The sequence below is a fragment of the Klebsiella planticola ATCC 33531 genome, from assembly GCF_000735435.1.
GTDB classification, from domain to species: domain Bacteria; phylum Pseudomonadota; class Gammaproteobacteria; order Enterobacterales; family Enterobacteriaceae; genus Klebsiella; species Klebsiella planticola.
Genome location: NZ_JMPP01000014.1, coordinates 89,052 through 104,781 on the forward strand (window position 1 = coordinate 89,052; position 15,730 = coordinate 104,781).

15 protein-coding genes are annotated in these 15,730 nt (G+C 55.3%); 8 read left to right on the forward strand and 7 right to left on the reverse strand.

Annotated elements, in window-relative coordinates; genetic code table 11:
- Positions 1-65: 65 nt before the first annotated feature.
- Together GRPL_RS20860 and GRPL_RS20855 are read right to left on the reverse strand one after the other, a co-directional pair.
- Positions 66-1,583, reverse strand: coding sequence for a UxaA family hydrolase (locus GRPL_RS20860; RefSeq protein ID WP_032690194.1), 1,518 nt, complete (start codon positions 1,581-1,583; stop codon positions 66-68).
- 20 nt (positions 1,584-1,603) lie between these two features.
- Complete coding sequence (locus GRPL_RS20855) at positions 1,604-2,503, reverse strand: dihydrodipicolinate synthase family protein (protein ID WP_032698498.1); 900 nt, start codon at positions 2,501-2,503, stop codon at positions 1,604-1,606.
- Positions 2,504-2,747: 244 nt separating this feature from the next.
- Between GRPL_RS20855 and GRPL_RS20850 the strand changes: the two genes are divergently transcribed.
- The 3 genes from GRPL_RS20850 to nepI all read left to right on the forward strand — a co-directional run bounded on the left by GRPL_RS20850 (position 2,748) and on the right by nepI (position 5,498).
- Entirely contained in the window at positions 2,748-3,503 is a 756-nt protein-coding gene (locus tag GRPL_RS20850) for an IclR family transcriptional regulator (RefSeq protein ID WP_032690495.1), read from the forward strand.
- 193 nt (positions 3,504-3,696) lie between these two features.
- Positions 3,697-4,149, forward strand: a complete 453-nt coding sequence (locus GRPL_RS20845; RefSeq protein WP_032690196.1) for a DUF1198 family protein — start codon at positions 3,697-3,699, stop codon at positions 4,147-4,149.
- Between the two features lie 167 nt (positions 4,150-4,316).
- Positions 4,317-5,498, forward strand: a complete 1,182-nt coding sequence (gene nepI, locus GRPL_RS20840; protein ID WP_032690197.1) for a purine ribonucleoside efflux pump NepI — start codon at positions 4,317-4,319, stop codon at positions 5,496-5,498.
- Between the two features lie 74 nt (positions 5,499-5,572).
- On the opposite strand, the gene phnX is transcribed toward nepI, so the two are convergent.
- Together phnX and phnW are read right to left on the reverse strand one after the other, a co-directional pair.
- Positions 5,573-6,382, reverse strand: a complete 810-nt coding sequence (gene phnX, locus GRPL_RS20835) for a phosphonoacetaldehyde hydrolase (RefSeq protein WP_032698499.1) — start codon at positions 6,380-6,382, stop codon at positions 5,573-5,575.
- Between the two features lie 9 nt (positions 6,383-6,391).
- Positions 6,392-7,495, reverse strand: coding sequence for a 2-aminoethylphosphonate--pyruvate transaminase (gene phnW / locus GRPL_RS20830; protein WP_032698501.1), 1,104 nt, complete (start codon positions 7,493-7,495; stop codon positions 6,392-6,394).
- A gap of 139 nt (positions 7,496-7,634) precedes the next feature.
- Between phnW and phnR the strand changes: the two genes are divergently transcribed.
- The 5 genes from phnR to phnV all read left to right on the forward strand — a co-directional run bounded on the left by phnR (position 7,635) and on the right by phnV (position 12,394).
- Positions 7,635-8,354: a phosphonate utilization transcriptional regulator PhnR gene (phnR, locus tag GRPL_RS20825; RefSeq protein ID WP_032690200.1), complete on the forward strand. Its 720-nt coding sequence runs from the start codon at positions 7,635-7,637 to the stop codon at positions 8,352-8,354.
- Positions 8,355-8,602: 248 nt separating this feature from the next.
- Positions 8,603-9,616, forward strand: coding sequence for a 2-aminoethylphosphonate ABC transporter substrate-binding protein (gene phnS, locus GRPL_RS20820; protein ID WP_032697047.1), 1,014 nt, complete (start codon positions 8,603-8,605; stop codon positions 9,614-9,616).
- A gap of 5 nt (positions 9,617-9,621) precedes the next feature.
- Complete coding sequence (gene phnT / locus GRPL_RS20815) at positions 9,622-10,734, forward strand: 2-aminoethylphosphonate ABC transport system ATP-binding subunit PhnT (protein WP_032690202.1); 1,113 nt, start codon at positions 9,622-9,624, stop codon at positions 10,732-10,734.
- A complete protein-coding gene (gene phnU, locus GRPL_RS20810) occupies positions 10,734-11,594 on the forward strand; it encodes a 2-aminoethylphosphonate ABC transporter permease subunit (protein ID WP_032698503.1) in 861 nt (286 codons plus the stop codon). Before phnT ends, phnU begins: the two co-directional genes overlap by 1 nt.
- A gap of 2 nt (positions 11,595-11,596) precedes the next feature.
- Positions 11,597-12,394, forward strand: a complete 798-nt coding sequence (phnV, locus tag GRPL_RS20805) for a 2-aminoethylphosphonate ABC transport system, membrane component PhnV (RefSeq protein ID WP_032698504.1) — start codon at positions 11,597-11,599, stop codon at positions 12,392-12,394.
- 91 nt (positions 12,395-12,485) lie between these two features.
- Here phnV and GRPL_RS20800 read toward each other — a convergent pair whose 3' ends face one another.
- The 3 genes from GRPL_RS20800 to GRPL_RS20790 all read right to left on the reverse strand — a co-directional run bounded on the left by GRPL_RS20800 (position 12,486) and on the right by GRPL_RS20790 (position 15,729).
- On the reverse strand, positions 12,486-13,865 hold the full coding sequence (locus tag GRPL_RS20800) for a carbohydrate porin (RefSeq protein ID WP_032698506.1): 1,380 nt from the start codon (positions 13,863-13,865) through the stop codon (positions 12,486-12,488).
- Positions 13,866-13,967: 102 nt separating this feature from the next.
- The gene (locus GRPL_RS20795; RefSeq protein ID WP_015585486.1) at positions 13,968-14,270 is read right to left on the reverse strand and encodes a PTS lactose/cellobiose transporter subunit IIA; all 303 of its coding nucleotides are present in this window, start codon (positions 14,268-14,270) and stop codon (positions 13,968-13,970) included.
- Positions 14,271-14,403: 133 nt separating this feature from the next.
- The gene (locus tag GRPL_RS20790) at positions 14,404-15,729 is read right to left on the reverse strand and encodes a PTS sugar transporter subunit IIC (protein ID WP_032698507.1); all 1,326 of its coding nucleotides are present in this window, start codon (positions 15,727-15,729) and stop codon (positions 14,404-14,406) included.
- Position 15,730 lies beyond the last annotated feature (1 nt).

Below are 15,730 nucleotides of genomic sequence, written 5' to 3' on the forward strand. Positions count from 1 at the left end.
AGATGCTCCTTGCCATGCCCAATAATGAGCATGGCGATACGAGGTATTATAATTATCAGGGTAACTTACATAATGGAACCGATAGTCCAGGGAACAAACTCCTGGCTACCATAACCAAACTCTTCGCTTTTTGTTTTTTTCCCGGATGCCATTTCAAGGATCATTTGATATAAACGTTCACCGACCTGTGCAATTGTCTCTTCACCTTCAACAATGGTGCCGCAATTAATATCCATATCTTCCTGCTGGCGTTGCCATAAGGCGTTGTTGGTGGCGAGTTTCAGGCTTGGGGTGGGTTTAGAGCCAAACGCAGAACCGCGGCCAGTCGTGAAGCACAGCAGGTTTGCGCCTCCGGCAATTTGCCCGGTGACCGCAATGGGGTCATACCCGGGAGTATCCATAAATACGAATCCTTTTTCCGTTACCGGTTCGGCATATTCATAAACAGCGGTTAAATTTGTGGTTCCTGCCTTAGCAATTCCCCCAAGCGATTTTTCCAGGATGGTGGTCAGTCCACCAACTTTATTACCCGCTGAGGGGTTATTGTTCATCTCGCTCCCGGTACGGCGACAATAATCTTCCCACCAATGAATACGCGCGATGAGTTTTTCACCGACTTCACGACTGACGGCGCGGCGGGTCAGGAGATGTTCAGCACCATAGATCTCTGACGTTTCCGAGAGAATTGCGGTACCTCCTTGCTGCACCAGTTTATCAACCGCGTAACCGAGCGCGGGATTGGCAGAGATACCGGAATAGCTATCTGACCCCCCACATTCAAGGGCCAGAATGATTTCTGCTGCTGGAATCGGCTCCCGTTGTACCTGGTTTGCCTGCGGCAGCATTTCGTTGATGAGCTCAATGCCCCTGGCAATAGCATGGCGGGTACCGCCGATCTCCTGAATCGTGAAGCTGTGCAGCATGGGCCCATCGCTTAAGCCATGGGCGTTCATCATGTCTTTGATTTGGCTGGATTCACATCCGAGACCAATGATGATCACGCCAGCAAAATTGACATGAGTGGCATAACCCGCCATGGTTCGACGCATGACCTCCATCGATTCGCTTTTTGAACCAATGGCGCAACCAAAACTTTGCGGCAGCGCGACAACGCCATCCACGTTGGGATAGTCGCCGAGACCATGAAGCCGAAAGTGATCTTCAATGGCTTTGACAACGGTAGCGCTGCAGTTAACTGAGCTCAGTACGCCAATGTAGTTGCGGGTTGCTGCCCGTCCATCGGCCCGGCGTATGCCCATAAATGTATCCTGGTGCCCGGCAGGCGGCAGGGTATGACAGTCTTCCCCCCAACCATACTCGCGCTCAAAATCGCCCATGCCGAGGTTTTGCATATGAATATGCTCACCACGACGAATAGACTGGGTAGCAAACCCGATAATCTGTCCGTAGCGTTTTACCGCTTCACCTGCGGCAATATCACGAATGGCAATTTTATGACCGGCGGGGATATCGCTGAGGGTTTTCAATTGTTCTTCAGGAAGCCAGGTACCGGCGGCGACCGGTTGTCTGGCGATGACGACATCATCTTTATCATTTAGTTTGAGTACAGGGTTTGTGTTCATTGACATTGCTCTCTTAGAATTTATTGGCTAATGCGGGCCAGAACGTTTTTAACGTACTCCGTTTTCTCAGCATTGAGCGGCAGGGCTGGTGGTACAACGGCAGTAGAAATATCCAGGCCACTTAAATTTATTGCCGCTTTAATCACGCCAAAAAACGGTTGTTCAAGGGCATACAGCGGGGAAAGCCTGGCCAGCTGCTTTTGGTAAAGACTGGCAGCAGTCATATCGCCATCAAGGAAGGCCTGGTAAATCCCTCGCGTAATCTGCGGCGCGAAATTAAACGTCGCGGGAATGCCGCCGTGACCACCCAACAGCAGGGTATCCAGCATGTATTCGTCATAACCGCTAAATATGATGAAATCCGGGCGAAAAGCATGTACCCGATTGATGATTTCGCGGGTATGGCTGATGTTATCAATGGTGTCTTTAATACCAACGATGTTGGGCACGTCCTGGGCCAGACGCGTAATAACCTCAATGCCAATATCCTGACCGGTCAGTTCGGGAAAATTATAGAGAAATACGGGGGTGTTTAATGCGTCTGCGACCCGCTTATAATGGGTATAACGCGCTTCGTCACTTAATTTGGCATAATAGGGATTGACGACGAGTACGCCATCCGCACCATGCTGCTGGGCATGTAAACCCAGTTCAATGGTTTCCGCCGTACCGGCACAGGCGATACCCATTAGCACCGGGACCCTGCCTTTTATATGCTGGAGACAAAATTCAGCAATCTCTTTACGTTGGCAGTTCGATAAATGGGAAAACTCCCCGCCGCTGCCAAGAATCAGCACCCCGTCAGCGCCATTAGCTATTACATGATCCAGCATACGGGCCATGCCTGGGCGATCGAGTTCACCTTGTTCATTGACAATGGTCGGTACCGGTGGAAATACACCCTTAAATGCGGCTGTCATTTTAACTCCTTTGTTCTATATATGGAACTAGTGTTCTGTATGTTGAATCAAGTACAGCAAAACATCGCGCATTTCGTCAACGGTTTTTGTAGAACTAATGAACAATTGTGACTCGTGTCGTATTTAAAACGGAATGCCCGGTAGAGCCAGGGAGGTCACGGATTTGTGCAAAAAAGCCTCATCGCGGAGAGAATAGAATGGGGTATACTGATGGGAGTGTATGAATCAAAAGATCAATTTGCGTATGAACAAGGATATAACAACACCGGTACCCGCCCTCGATAAGACAGTCAAAATCTGTGATTACCTGTTCAATTCGCCCGGCGCTACATTCAGCCAGATTCAGCAGGATTTGGGCTTACCGAAAAGCAGCACGTCCTCGTTGCTCAATGCGTTGGTTGATCACCATCTATTGCGCCTGGAAAAAGGTCGTTTTTTCCTCGGGCTAAAGCTTTATGAGTGGGGAAACCGCTCGCTGGAGCAGTTTGATATTCGCAACGTCGCACTGCCTGTGCTGGAAAAGCTGAGAGAACAAACCGATCTGACCTGTCATCTGGGTATTCTTGATGAAGTTGCGCCGATCTATGTACTGAAACTTGAGAATACACAGCCAATCGGAATTCGTACCTGGGTGGGTAAAAAGCTGCCTCTGCACAGTTCTGGGGTGGGGAAAGCGCTATGTGCCTGGCTACCTGCAGAAAAAATAGACCAGCTGTTACCGGAAGAGAGGCTTCCGAGCTTTACCGCTACGACTATCACCAGTAAAACCCTTCTGATGCAGGAGTTTGCCAGGATTCGTGAGCAAGGGTGGGCATTTGACAACGCGGAAGATTCGCCGGGCATTTATTGTATTGCGGCTCCGGTCTTTAACCGCTCTCGGGAAGTAATTGCTGCGGTCAGCATCAGCGGCGTGGAGCTGCAAATGCCCAAAGACCGTATTCCCCGATACTCCGTTCTGGTTCGCGAGGCATGCCAGGCTCTCTCGGCAAAACTGGTTTAATTCGTCGCACCTCGCGGAGCCGTTTCTCGTACCGACTTCCGTGATACACATCCGCTATTTTCGACTGTTTAAGACAGCCAGCTCTCATCATGGCTGGCCCCAGCCGCGATAAGTCACATTATGCTATGCCCGGGAGTCGACAGCGGGCAAATTCCCATTATGATAGTGGGGCTGCGGTAGAATGAGAGGAAGCATGATCTGGTTAGGATTGGCCACGCTGGTGGTAGTTTTTGTTGTCGGATTTCGGGTACTTACCTCTGATTCACGCCGTGCTATTCGCCGCCTGAGCGAACGGTTAGCCATTACCCCGGTGCCGCTGGAATCGATGATCGATCAGCTGGGAAAAACCGCCGGAAATGAGTACCTTCATTACCTTGAGCGCCCCAATGAGGCGCATCTGCAAAACGCCGCCCAGGTCCTGCTGATCTGGCAGGTGGGGATTGTGGATAGCAGTGAACAGAACCTGCACTACTGGTTCCGTCAGATGCAAAAAGCCCGCCTGGCTGCACCGATTACCGATGCGCAGATCCGTCTGGCACAAGGATTTCTGCGCGAGCTGGACCCGGAGCTGAGCGAGATTGTCGCCCTGCAGCAGCGCTATAACGCGCTGTTTTTACCTGAAGACGGCGTGCACTGGCTGCACTGATTACCTTGTCGGCCACCAGATATCTGATCGCGCTGCGGCCCGTTACTGGCGGGCTTGGTTTTATTCACGCACAATAATCAAGCCTGAAGTTGTCAAAACGTTAAATTAGTCACACACAAAATGTTACACTGCGCAGCTTTTCCGCCATTCAACCTTGCAGGTAACTGATGACTCCTCTGAATGAAGCCAAACAACATGCCAGCGAACATGCGCGGCCAAACTGGTCGGCGGTCTTCGCGGTGGCCTTCTGCGTGGCCTGCCTGATTACCGTTGAGTTTTTACCGGTGAGTTTGCTGACGCCGATGGCCCAGGATCTGGGGATTTCTGAAGGGCTGGCCGGCCAGTCGGTCACCACCACGGCGTTTGTGGCGATGTTCGCCAGCCTGTTTATCACCTCCATGATTCGCAGTACCGATCGCCGCTATGTGGTGATTCTCTTCTCGGTTCTGCTAACGGTATCCTGTCTGCTGGTCTCTTTCGCCAATAGCTTTGCGCTGCTGCTGGTGGGCCGAGCCTGTCTCGGGCTGGCGCTGGGCGGCTTCTGGGCGATGTCCGCCTCGCTGACGATGCGCCTTGTCCCGATGCGGGTGGTGCCAAAAGCGCTGTCGGTTATCTTTGGCGCGGTGTCGATTGCGCTGGTGATTGCCGCGCCGTTGGGGAGCTTTCTGGGCGGCGTTATCGGCTGGCGTAACGTCTTTAATGCGGCGGCGGTGATGGGCGTACTCTGTACGCTTTGGGTGCTGAAGGTGCTGCCCTCTTTACCCGGCGAAGCGCCGCATCAACAGCAAAATATGTTCGGCCTGCTGAAACGCCCCGGCGTGATGGCCGGGATGTGCGCCATTTTTATGGCCTTTGCCGGGCAATTTGCCTTCTTTACCTATATTCGTCCGGTCTATATGACCCTCGCCGGTTTTGATGTTGATGGCCTGACGCTGGTGTTGCTGAGCTTCGGTATTGCCAGCTTTATCGGTACCTCGCTGTCGTCGATGATCCTTAAGCATTCGGTGAAAATGGCCCTGACGGTTGCGCCGCTGCTGCTGGCGATTTGTGCGACGACGCTGGTGCTGTGGGGAGAAAGCCAGGTGATAGCGTCGGCGGTGGCGGTTATCTGGGGCTTTGCATTTGCATTGATTCCGGTGGGGTGGTCAACGTGGATCACCCGCTCGCTCTCCGACCAGGCTGAGAAGGCCGGCTCAATCCAGGTGGCGGTCATTCAGCTGGCCAATACCTGTGGCGCGGCGGTGGGGGGCGTGGCGCTGGACCATCTTGGCCTGCTATCGCCGCTGGTGATTTCCGGCGCGTTGATGCTGTTGACCGGCCTGCTGGTGGCTGGCAAAGTCCGGGTGTAGTCGGGACTACGTTTCACGGGCAGGGCAACCCGGGCAAGGTGCGTATGACCCCGCCCGGGAAAAGGTAGTGAAATCTATGGGCGTTCGCCTTTTGCCAGGCGGGCGTTAATCTCGGCAATTACTCCCGGCAGGTCCGCCAGCGTATCAACCACATAATGCGCCCCTGCGGCATACAGCTTGCTTGCTGCAATCTCGCGGCGGGTGGCTATCTCTTCCGTCGTCATTGCCTGATATTCTTCCCAGGTGGCGCCAAACTCGTTGCCGGAAACCGCCAGGCCGACGCTCCACATGCCGGCGTTTAGCCCTTCGGTGATCCCGGGGGCGGCATCGTCCACCTTCACACAGTGAGCGACGGCATCAATGCCCAGAACAACGACGTTTTGCAGCGCCATCCACGGGCCTGGACGGCCGCCAGCCGCGAGGTCGTCGGTGGCGACCCAGTAGTCCGGCGCATAGCCATGGGCGGCGGCGGCGGGCACCAGCTTCTCCATTACCGGGCGCGGGTATCCCGAACAGGAACCAATCTTCAGTCCTTCGGCGCGAAATGCGGAAATTGTGTCGACAACACCGGCAATCGGTGCAGAAAAGTCGACAACTTTGGCAATTTGCAGCGGCATAAAAGCGGCATAAATCGCGTCAATATCGGCAGCGCTCATCGCCCGGCCGAATTTCGCCTGCCAGCGCGCGTCCACGGAGGGTAATTTACCCAGCGCTTCAATATGCTGCCACTTGCCAAGCCCCATCGGGACACGGGCTTCAGCCAGGGTGATATCGACATCAAATGCCTGATGAAAGGCCTCGACGAAAATTTGCGTTGGCGCAAATGAGCCGAAATCCACGGTGGTGCCAGCCCAGTCAAGGATCAGTGCGGTAATACGGTTCATGGCGGTTCCTCAGTGAGTCCAGTACATGGCGTTGTCGATAGCGGTCAGCAGGGCGGTAATGTCGGCGTCATAAACCTCGCCAATATTGCCAATACGGAAACAGTCGCTCTGCGAGACTTTGCCCGGATAGATAACAAAGCCCTGCTCTTTCAGCTTCTGGTAGAACGCCTTGAAGCGGTACTGCGGCGCGTCCGGAGAGTAAAACGCGGTAATGATCGGTGAATGCAGGCTATCGTCCAGCAGCGGCTGGAAGCCCAGCGCACGCATCCCGGCGACCAGACGGCGCTGGTTGGCGCTATAGCGCTGGTGGCGCGCGATCACACCGCCCTCTTCGGCCAGCTCTTTCAGCGCCTGGGCAAAAGCCAGCACGGTGTGGGTGGGGGAGGTAAAGCGCCATTTTCCATGGTTATCTTCCATGCATCGCCACTGGGCATACAGATCCAGAGACAGCGAGCGCGAGCGGCCTTTACAGGTTTGCAGTTCGCTTACGCGGGCAATCACAAAGGCGAAACCCGGTACGCCCTGAATGCATTTGTTGGCGGAGCTAATCAGGTAATCGATATTCAGCGCGGCGATATCCATCGGAATACCGCCGAAGCTGCTCATTGCATCAACGATGTAGCGTTTACCATAGCGCTGCGCCAGTACCGCTACCTCTTCGATGGGGTTAAGCATCCCGGTAGTGGTTTCGCTATGGACCATGGCAATATGAGTGATCGCCGGGTCCGTCTGCAGGATCTGTTCGATCGCTGCGACGTCTGGACGGGCGACTTCCCCGCAGTCATACGGGTGACAGGCAACGCCCATCATTTCTGCCATTTCAATCATCCGCGCCCCGTAGGCCCCGTTGCTGATAATCAGCACTTTGCCCTGCGGACCGATTGCGCTACCGAGTACCGCTTCGACCGCGTAACTGCCGCTACCCTGCAGCAGAACCGAGGTGTAGCCTTCGGCCGGGGTTGCCAGCTGTACCAGCTGCTGGCGAATGGTTTGTACGACGCCGAGATTGTAATCATCATCCCAGGTACAGCTATCGAACAGCATGGCCTCTTTTACCGTACGGGAGGTGGTCAGCGGGCCAGGGGTCAGCAGCAGGTAGTTGCGTGAAGTCATTTATCTCACCATTGGTCTATACCAGATTGGCTTTATGATGCTGATAAGGGACGCCAAAGGTCAAAGAAAAGATCGTGCTGCAACAAAAAATTCATCTCCATGGGTATAATGGCGCTATCAAATCTGCTTGCGAGTCAACATGAAATCACCCTCTGGCGAAACGCCGCAATACCTGCTGATAAAGGCGCAACTGCAGGCTCGTATCGAAAACGGGGCGTTAAAAAGCGGCGATAAACTGCCGTCAGAACGCGAGCTGTGCACTATTTTCAATACCACGCGAATTACGGTGCGCGAGAGCCTGGCGCAGCTGGAAGCCAGCGGCGTGATTTATCGTGCGGATCGCCGCGGTTGGTTTGTGACCCCGGAGCGTCTGTGGCTGGACCCGACACAAAATACCAACTTCCATAAGCTGTGCCTGGAGCAGGGGCGGGAGCCGAAAACGGTTTTGCTAAACGGTCGGTTGGCCGCGGTGCCGCTTGATGTGATGGCGCCGCTGGCGCTGCAGCCGTTCGATCAGGTTTATCTCCTGACGCGCCTGCGCTATGCCGACGGACGGGCGATTTGCTACAGCGAAAACCACTGCCTGCCGGCGCGGGTGCCGGAGCTGCTGCGCCACGATCTGAACGGCAGCCTGACCGAGATTTATCAGGCCCATTACGACCTGATATATACCAGTATGCATTTGTCGTTCTATCCAACCTCCATGCCACCGCAGGCGGCGGAGGCGCTGGGGGTGATGGAAGGGCGTCCGGCCCTGCTGCTGCGCCGTCTGAATTACGATCAGCATGGGCGTATCCTGGATTACGATATCGAGTACTGGCGCCACGATAGCCTGCGTATCGAAGTCGATACCCACTGATTTTGTTGGCCCTGTGAGGTGGGCATTATGCTGACCGGGGCCCCGTTCAGCACCATCTTGTCACCCTGACAAAGCACGGCTGGCGCCGCCTCCAGGGGAAATTCCTGCACGACTTTTACCCTGACTACCCCCTTGCGCTTTTCATCCTTTCGACACCGTTCATTCATCGTTTTGTCATAAATCCCCGGTAGCGTGACAATCAATCTGGTATAGACCATTTAAAATCACCATCCGATGAGGCTTACACGATGAAACTTTCCCGACTTGCTCTGCTGTCCGTTTTCGCGCTGACCAGTTCCCCGGTTTGGGCCGATGGGGTGGTCACCGTTTATTCCGCTGATGGCCTGCATGACGGCGATAACAGCTGGTATCAGAACCAGTTCGACGCCTTTACCAAAGCGACGGGCATCAAAGTGCAGTATGTGGAAGGCGGCTCTGGCGCAATCGTTGAGCGGCTGGCGAAGGAGCGTACCAACCCGCAGGCCGACGTGCTGGTAACCGTTCCGCCGTTTATCCAGCGTGCCAGCAAAGAAAATCTGTTGGCTGAATTTACCCCGCAGGGCAGCGAACAAATTCCCGGCGCCAATGCCCGTTACTCGCCGCTGGTGAACAACTACCTGACTTTTATCTACAACAGCCAACTGCTGAAAACCGCCCCGGCCAGCTGGCAGGAACTGCTGGACAGTCGCTACAAAAACAAGCTGCAGTACTCGACGCCGGGCCAGGCCGGTGACGGTACTGCGGTAATGCTACAAGCCTTTCACAGCCTCGGCGGCAAAGATGCCGGGTTTGCTTATCTCGGGAAACTGCAGGCCAATAACGTCGGCCCGTCCGCCTCTACCGGCAAGCTGACCGCGTTGGTGAATAAAGGTGAACTGTTGGTGGCGAACGGCGATCTGCAGATGAACCTGTCGCAAATTGCGCGAAACCCGAATGTGAAAATCTTCTGGCCGGCGGACGATAAGGGCGAGCGCAGCGCGCTGGCCCTGCCGTATACCGTGGGTCTGGTCCAGAACGGGCCGCAGAGTGAAAACGGTAAAAAGCTGATTAACTTCCTGCTTGATAAGCAGGCGCAAAGCAGCGTCAGCGCGCTCTCCTGGGGCCTGCCGGTACGTAGCGATGTGACGCCAACCGACAGTAACTATCGGGCGGCAAAAGCGGCGCTCGACGGCGTGAAAAGCTGGCAACCGAACTGGGACGATGTGGCCGTATCGCTATCGGCGGATATTGCCCGCTGGCATAAAGTGACCGACAGCGAGTAAGCCTGATGTTGATGAAAACGACTGCTGCCCACTCCCCGTCAATGACGGGGACTTCGGGGATAACCCTCGATTCTCTGCGCGTTTCGTACCACGGCAACGTGGTACTGAAACCGCTGTCGCTGACCATTGAGCCAGGCGAAGTGCTGGCGCTGATTGGCCCCTCTGGGTCCGGGAAAACCACGGTACTGCGGGCCATTGCCGGGTTTGTACAGCCGGCGGGTGGACGCATTTTGATTGGTGATACGGAGGTGACCGGGCTGCCGCCGTACAAGCGCGGTCTTGCCATGGTGGTACAAAACTATGCGCTGTTCCCGCATATGAAGGTGGAAGATAACGTCGCTTTTGGCCTGCGCGCGCAAAAGCAGCCGAAAGCGCTGATTGCCGACAGAGTGCAAGAGGCGCTGAAGATTGTCGGGATGGCGGACTACGCCACGCGCTATCCGCACCAGCTTTCCGGCGGCCAGCAGCAGCGCGTCGCCATCGCCCGGGCGATTGCCGTGCGTCCGCGGGTGCTGCTGCTCGACGAGCCGCTCTCGGCGCTGGATGCGCAAATACGTCATAACATGGTGGAGGAGATTGCCCGTCTTCACCGTGAGCTACCGGAGCTGACCATTCTCTACGTCACCCACGATCAGACCGAAGCCCTGACCCTGGCGGACAAGATTGGCATTATGAAAGACGGGTCAATGATTGCGCATGGAGAAACGCATCGGCTTTACCATTATCCGCCTAACCGCTTCAGTGCCGAATTCCTCGGCCGCGCCAATATTCTGCAGGCCACGGCGCTGACCGATAGCGCGGGCCCAGGGCTGGTCAGCGTCAGCTGCGGCGGCGGGTTACTCCAGGCTTTCAGCCAGGGCGGACAGCATGGTAATAACAAGCTGCTGTGCATTCGCCCGCAACATATGAGTCTGGCGCCGCGCTCGGCGGCCAGCAACCGGCTTCATGCCACGCTGACGTCAGTGCACTGGCAGGGGGATCTGACCCATCTATTGTGCGACGTGGCCGGCGAATCGGTGCGTATTGTCATGACGCATGTTAATCCGCTGCCGCGCGCGGGCGATAAGCTGGCGCTCTACTTTGAACCGGACGACGCGGTCCTGATTGAGGTGTCATGATGTCGCAGACGTTAACGCTGTCGCGCCCGCTGCCGAACCTGCGTCCCTTCCTGTGGCTCCTGTTGCCGCTGTTGGTGCTGGCGACTCTGTTTTTCTACCCGCTGCTGCTGATCGCCGAACAGGCGTTGCGCGATACCAGCGGCCATTTGAGCCTCGGGACGTTCTGGCAGGTAATGGAGTCCCGCCGCTTTATCGGCGCCTTGCTAAATACTTTGCAAATTGCGGTTTTTGCTACGCTTGGCTGTCTGGTGCTGGGCAGCCTGATGGCGGTGATTCTGGTATTTATCCCGTTCCCTGGTAGCCAGCTGATTAGCCGGGTGATTGATACTTTTATCGCCCTGCCGACCTTTCTTATCACCCTCGCCTTCACCTTTATTTATGGCTCGGCTGGTCTGCTGAACGGCACGCTGATGTCGCTGTTCGATTTTGCGCTGCCGCCGGTGGATTTTCTCTATTCGATTCAGGGCGTGATTCTGGCGGAAATCACCGTATTTACGCCGCTGGTCATGCGTCCGCTGATGGCCGGACTGCGGCAGATTGATAAAAGCCAGCTGGAGGCGGCGAGCATTCTCGGGGCTCATCCGCTGCGGGTGATTGCTCAGGTTATCTTCCCGGTGGCGCTGCCGGCGCTGATGGCGGGGGGCAGTCTGTGTCTGCTGTTAACGACGAATGAGTTCGGCATCGTACTGTTTATCGGCGCGAAAGGGGTGAATACCCTGCCGATGATGGTCTACAGCAAGGCCATTCTGGAGTCCGATTACAGCGTGGCCTGCATGATTGCGCTGATTAATATTCTGCTGTCGCTGGGGCTGTTTATGCTCTACCGGCTGGCGGCTGCGCGTACCGGCGTGAGGAGCTAACGATGTTAATTTGGTCGCATAAAGGCCGCGCGGCGGCGGGAACCCTGGCGGTAGTGTTATTTGCCGGGTTCTTCTTCCTGCCGCTGGCGGTGATTTTGATGTCCAGCCTCAGCCAGCAGTGGAACGGTCTGCTGCCGTCGGGGTTTACCTTCGGACACTTCGTGAATGCGTTTCGCGGCGCGGCCTGGGATTCGCTGTTCTCAAGCCTGGTGGTGGGCTTTTGCGCCAGTCTGTTCGCCCTGTTATGCGGCATGTGGGCGGCGCTGTCTCTGCGTCAGTTCAGCGCCCGGCTGCAAAAATATCTCGGGCTGGCGTTCTATCTGCCCAGTGCGATTCCTTCCGTTTCAGTGGGGCTAGGGATTCTGGTGGCTTTCAGCCAGGGGCCGCTGCGAATGAATGGCACCTTCTGGATTGTACTGGTGGCGCACTTCGTGCTGATTTCGGCATTTACCTTCAGCAACGTCTCCACCGGGCTGGCGCGTATTTCGCCGGATATTGAAAACGTCGCCTCCAGCCTTGGCGCCTCGCCGTGGTATCGTCTGCGTTATGTCACCTTACCGCTGATGACGCCGTGGATGATCTCCGCGCTGGCGCTAAGTCTGTCGCTGTCGATGGGGGAGCTGGGGGCCACGGTGATGATTTATCCGCCGGGCTGGACGACGCTGCCGGTCACCATCTTCAGTCTTACCGACCGCGGCAATATTGCCGATGGCTCGGCGCTGACCATCGTGCTGGCGGGGGTGACGCTGCTGCTGATGATCAAGCTTGAGCGCATCGCCCGCCGATTGAGTCAGAGATAAGATTTCCCCGGTAGCGTGACGCTTACCGGGGGGACATACCTTATTAACCGGACAGGCGCGTCACGCGCTGCCTCCGGGGAAAGCTATGGCATCAGAACCACGCCTCAAACATGCCGCCGACGTTCAGCGAATCCAGCTGGCTGTCTTTGGTGCCGTTCACCTTCGCGGTACGTTTATTATCTACCTGGCCACCGGTGACGTAGAAACGCAGCATCGGACGGAATTCCGGCCCCATCCCGATGGCGATATTCTGCGACAACGTCAGTTTCCAGCCGTGGTTATCTCCGCCCTGATTGTAATCTACGCGTTGATAGCCCGCTTCCAGCCAGGTCGAATGCACGTCATTCCAGAAGTACATCGGACGCACGATCGCCCCGTAGTTTTTACGATTATCGCTATCATCTTTGCCGTTATCGTAATCGTGGAAGGCCAGCAGGTATTCCACCTGCGCCTGCTGAGTAAACTTGTGGAGCCCCTCGAAGCTGGCGTAAATCGCCGTCAGGTCGTCTGTCTTGTTATAGACGCTGTTATCCGAGTTATCCGAGTAGCGCAGAATCACCTTATTGACGCCGCTGTCGTTAGTATGGCTCAGCACCAGGCCGCCCTGCCAGGCGTCAAGTCGGGCATCGTCATCCACGGCTTTGGAATCAAAACCGTAGTTGGCATAGACCTCAACGTCGATCGGGCCCGCTTTCATATTGTGAATTTTCGAGGTCAGCGCATAGTGACCGTCGTCGCCGGTGCCGGAGCCGCCGGTACAGGTAATGCGCGATGGGTTAGCTTCGTCGGCCATGACTTCCGGACTACAGGACTCTACCTGCGAAACCGCCGCGACATCGAACTGGACACCGCCGATATCGAAGTTTTTCACCCCGGCGCCCTGGCCGTCGTGGTTCATCCAGAAGTAGTCGTTGATGCCCTGCTGTGGACGCTGGTGGAAATCACGACCGGCCCAGATATAAGCGCCGGGATTCGATTCCAGCACGTTGGTGACGCCAACGTAGGCCTTCTTGAGGTTAACTTCGTCGCTCCAGTGATCGAACATGACGTTGATGTCCCAGATGGCGCCCTGGCTGCTCTTAAAGGCTTTGGTAATCTGGAACTCGCCGCCGTTGCCTTCGTTGCCCAGACGGCCGATGGCCGACGCGCCGTTATAGGAGCCATCGACGCCAACGAACTTCTGATCGCCCGTCTGGAACTGGGCGCCGTAGCGGGCGTAGCCGCTAAACTTCAGGCCGAACGGAATCGCCATATCCGGCGAAGCGGCGGTGGTTTGCGGGTTGGTAATGACGTCCACTTTCTTGTTGGCGGCGGCATCAATTTTAGCCTGACGATCCGCCAGCGCCTTATCGACGGCTTTTGCCACAATGGCGTCAATTTGTTCCTGAGTAAAATCTTGGGCGAGTACGGAAATTGGGCACAGCGCGGCGACGACCGCCATTGCTAATGGCAGCATTTTTACAGTTTTCATAATTATCTCGCTTTTAATAATTCATATATTCAGATAATAGCCATCCCGCCAGGATAAGCTGGTTTGTTTATTTCGGGTACAGTTGTTAAATATTTATATAAATTAACGCTGGTATAAATGAATTAATTCTTCTGAAAATTCACGCGCTAGCAGTGAATTCATTAAATGATCCTGAGCATGCACCATAATTAACGTCATTGGCTGGCGCGCCTCACCGGCGTCCTGCTCGATGAGCCGGGTCTGCATCAGGTGCGCGCGGCGGGCGTAGCCGTCGGCTTCATTCAGGAGTAATTTGGCTTCATTAATATTTCCACTACGGGCGGCATGTAACGCTTCAAAACATAATGAGCGTGACTGTCCCGCATTCACGATAATTTCCATTACCGCTTCTTCTAGATCAATCATAATATTACCTGAGGTGATTAATTTTATTATTTAAAGAATATAGCGAAAATTCCTTTTTCGCATTATTCGGAGACGATGGTATTTTATTATTTAAATTTTACGGAAAACATTCCGCCAGCGGTATTGCCGCTGATTACTGGCTGACGGTTTCGGCAACCGGTACGCTATTTTTTGCTTTTTCTACTTCAGTTTTCATTAAAGAGCGTTCATAGGCGCGCAGGAACGGCAGGTAGATAACCGCTGACATCACCATACAAATGAGGCACATGATGACCGGACTTAAGGTCCAGTTAGCCGCCCAGGAGGCGCCTATCGGTGCTGGGGTCGTCCACGGCGTCAGCGACACGACCTGCGTCAGCCAGCCGAGGCGGGTTGCGCCATAGGCCAGGATAGCGTTGATCATCGGGACGAAAACGAACGGGATAAACATCATCGGGTTCATAATTATCGGCGCCCCAAACAGGATCGGCTCATTAATATTAAAGAAGCTGGGCACGATGCCCATTTTGCCGATGGTACGCAGGTGCGCCACGCGGCTACGCAGCAGCAGGAAGGCCAGCGGTAAGGTTGAACCCACGCCGCCAATCAGCAGATAGTGGTCCCAGAAACCTTGCAAATACACGTGCGGCAGGGCGGCACCGGCTGCCAGAGCCGCCTGGTTTGCCGACAGGTTTGCCATCCAGAACGGGTTCATAATTCCGGTGACAATCAGCGAGCCGTGGATCCCGGCAAACCAGAAAATCTGGCACATCAGCACGGAAAGCAGAATCGCGGGCAGGGAGTCGGAAGCGGATACCAGCGGTTCCAGCAGGTGCATAATCGCCTGCGGCAGGATCATGCCGGTCTGGGCTTCGATAAACAGGTTTAGCGGATGCAAGGTGCCAATCACCACCAGGACCGGGATCAGGATTTCAAACGAACGGGCGACGCCGGTTGGCACCTCTTTCGGCAGGCGAATGGTAATGTTGTTCTGCTTCAACCACGCGTAGACGCGGGTGGAGTAAATGGCGGTAATCAGCGCGGTAAAGATCCCCTGACCTGACAGGTACTGCGTCGAGATTTTACCGTCAGCATAAGGGGCCGCCACCAGTAAAAAGGCCATGAATGCCAGCAGGCCGGACATCACCGGGTCGAGTTGAAACTGGCGTCCCAGACTGGCGCCAATACCGACGGAGATAAAGAACGTCATCACCCCCATGCTGAGGTTGAACGGCAGCATCAGCTGTTCGCGGTACTGCTGCGAGAAATCGAGCCAGCCGCGGGCAAAACCATTGGTGGTATCCGGTGAAAAGGGAGGAAAGATAAATACCAGCATGAAAGAGCCGATGATCATAAACGGCAATGCGGCAGTGAAGCCATCGCGAATAGCGATAACATACTTCTGCTGCCCAAGGCGTCCTGCCAGCGGAGTAATAGATTGCTCGATCACGGCAATCATGGACTGATACAGAGAGCTCATT

Excerpts from the sequence above, each read along its gene's own strand:
- GRPL_RS20860 (WP_032690194.1), bottom strand. The coding sequence starts at position 1,583 with ATGAACACAAACCCTGTACTCAAACTAAATGATAAAGATGATGTCGTC.
- GRPL_RS20855 (WP_032698498.1), bottom strand. The coding sequence starts at position 2,503 with ATGACAGCCGCATTTAAGGGTGTATTTCCACCGGTACCGACCATTGTC.
- GRPL_RS20850 (WP_032690495.1), top strand. The coding sequence starts at position 2,748 with ATGAACAAGGATATAACAACACCGGTACCCGCCCTCGATAAGACAGTC.
- GRPL_RS20845 (WP_032690196.1), top strand. The coding sequence starts at position 3,697 with ATGATCTGGTTAGGATTGGCCACGCTGGTGGTAGTTTTTGTTGTCGGA.
- nepI (WP_032690197.1), top strand. The coding sequence starts at position 4,317 with ATGACTCCTCTGAATGAAGCCAAACAACATGCCAGCGAACATGCGCGG.
- phnX (WP_032698499.1), bottom strand. The coding sequence starts at position 6,382 with ATGAACCGTATTACCGCACTGATCCTTGACTGGGCTGGCACCACCGTG.
- phnW (WP_032698501.1), bottom strand. The coding sequence starts at position 7,495 with ATGACTTCACGCAACTACCTGCTGCTGACCCCTGGCCCGCTGACCACC.
- phnR (WP_032690200.1), top strand. The coding sequence starts at position 7,635 with ATGAAATCACCCTCTGGCGAAACGCCGCAATACCTGCTGATAAAGGCG.
- phnS (WP_032697047.1), top strand. The coding sequence starts at position 8,603 with ATGAAACTTTCCCGACTTGCTCTGCTGTCCGTTTTCGCGCTGACCAGT.
- phnT (WP_032690202.1), top strand. The coding sequence starts at position 9,622 with ATGTTGATGAAAACGACTGCTGCCCACTCCCCGTCAATGACGGGGACT.
- phnU (WP_032698503.1), top strand. The coding sequence starts at position 10,734 with ATGTCGCAGACGTTAACGCTGTCGCGCCCGCTGCCGAACCTGCGTCCC.
- phnV (WP_032698504.1), top strand. The coding sequence starts at position 11,597 with ATGTTAATTTGGTCGCATAAAGGCCGCGCGGCGGCGGGAACCCTGGCG.
- GRPL_RS20800 (WP_032698506.1), bottom strand. The coding sequence starts at position 13,865 with ATGAAAACTGTAAAAATGCTGCCATTAGCAATGGCGGTCGTCGCCGCG.
- GRPL_RS20795 (WP_015585486.1), bottom strand. The coding sequence starts at position 14,270 with ATGATTGATCTAGAAGAAGCGGTAATGGAAATTATCGTGAATGCGGGA.
- GRPL_RS20790 (WP_032698507.1), bottom strand. The coding sequence starts at position 15,729 with ATGAGCTCTCTGTATCAGTCCATGATTGCCGTGATCGAGCAATCTATT.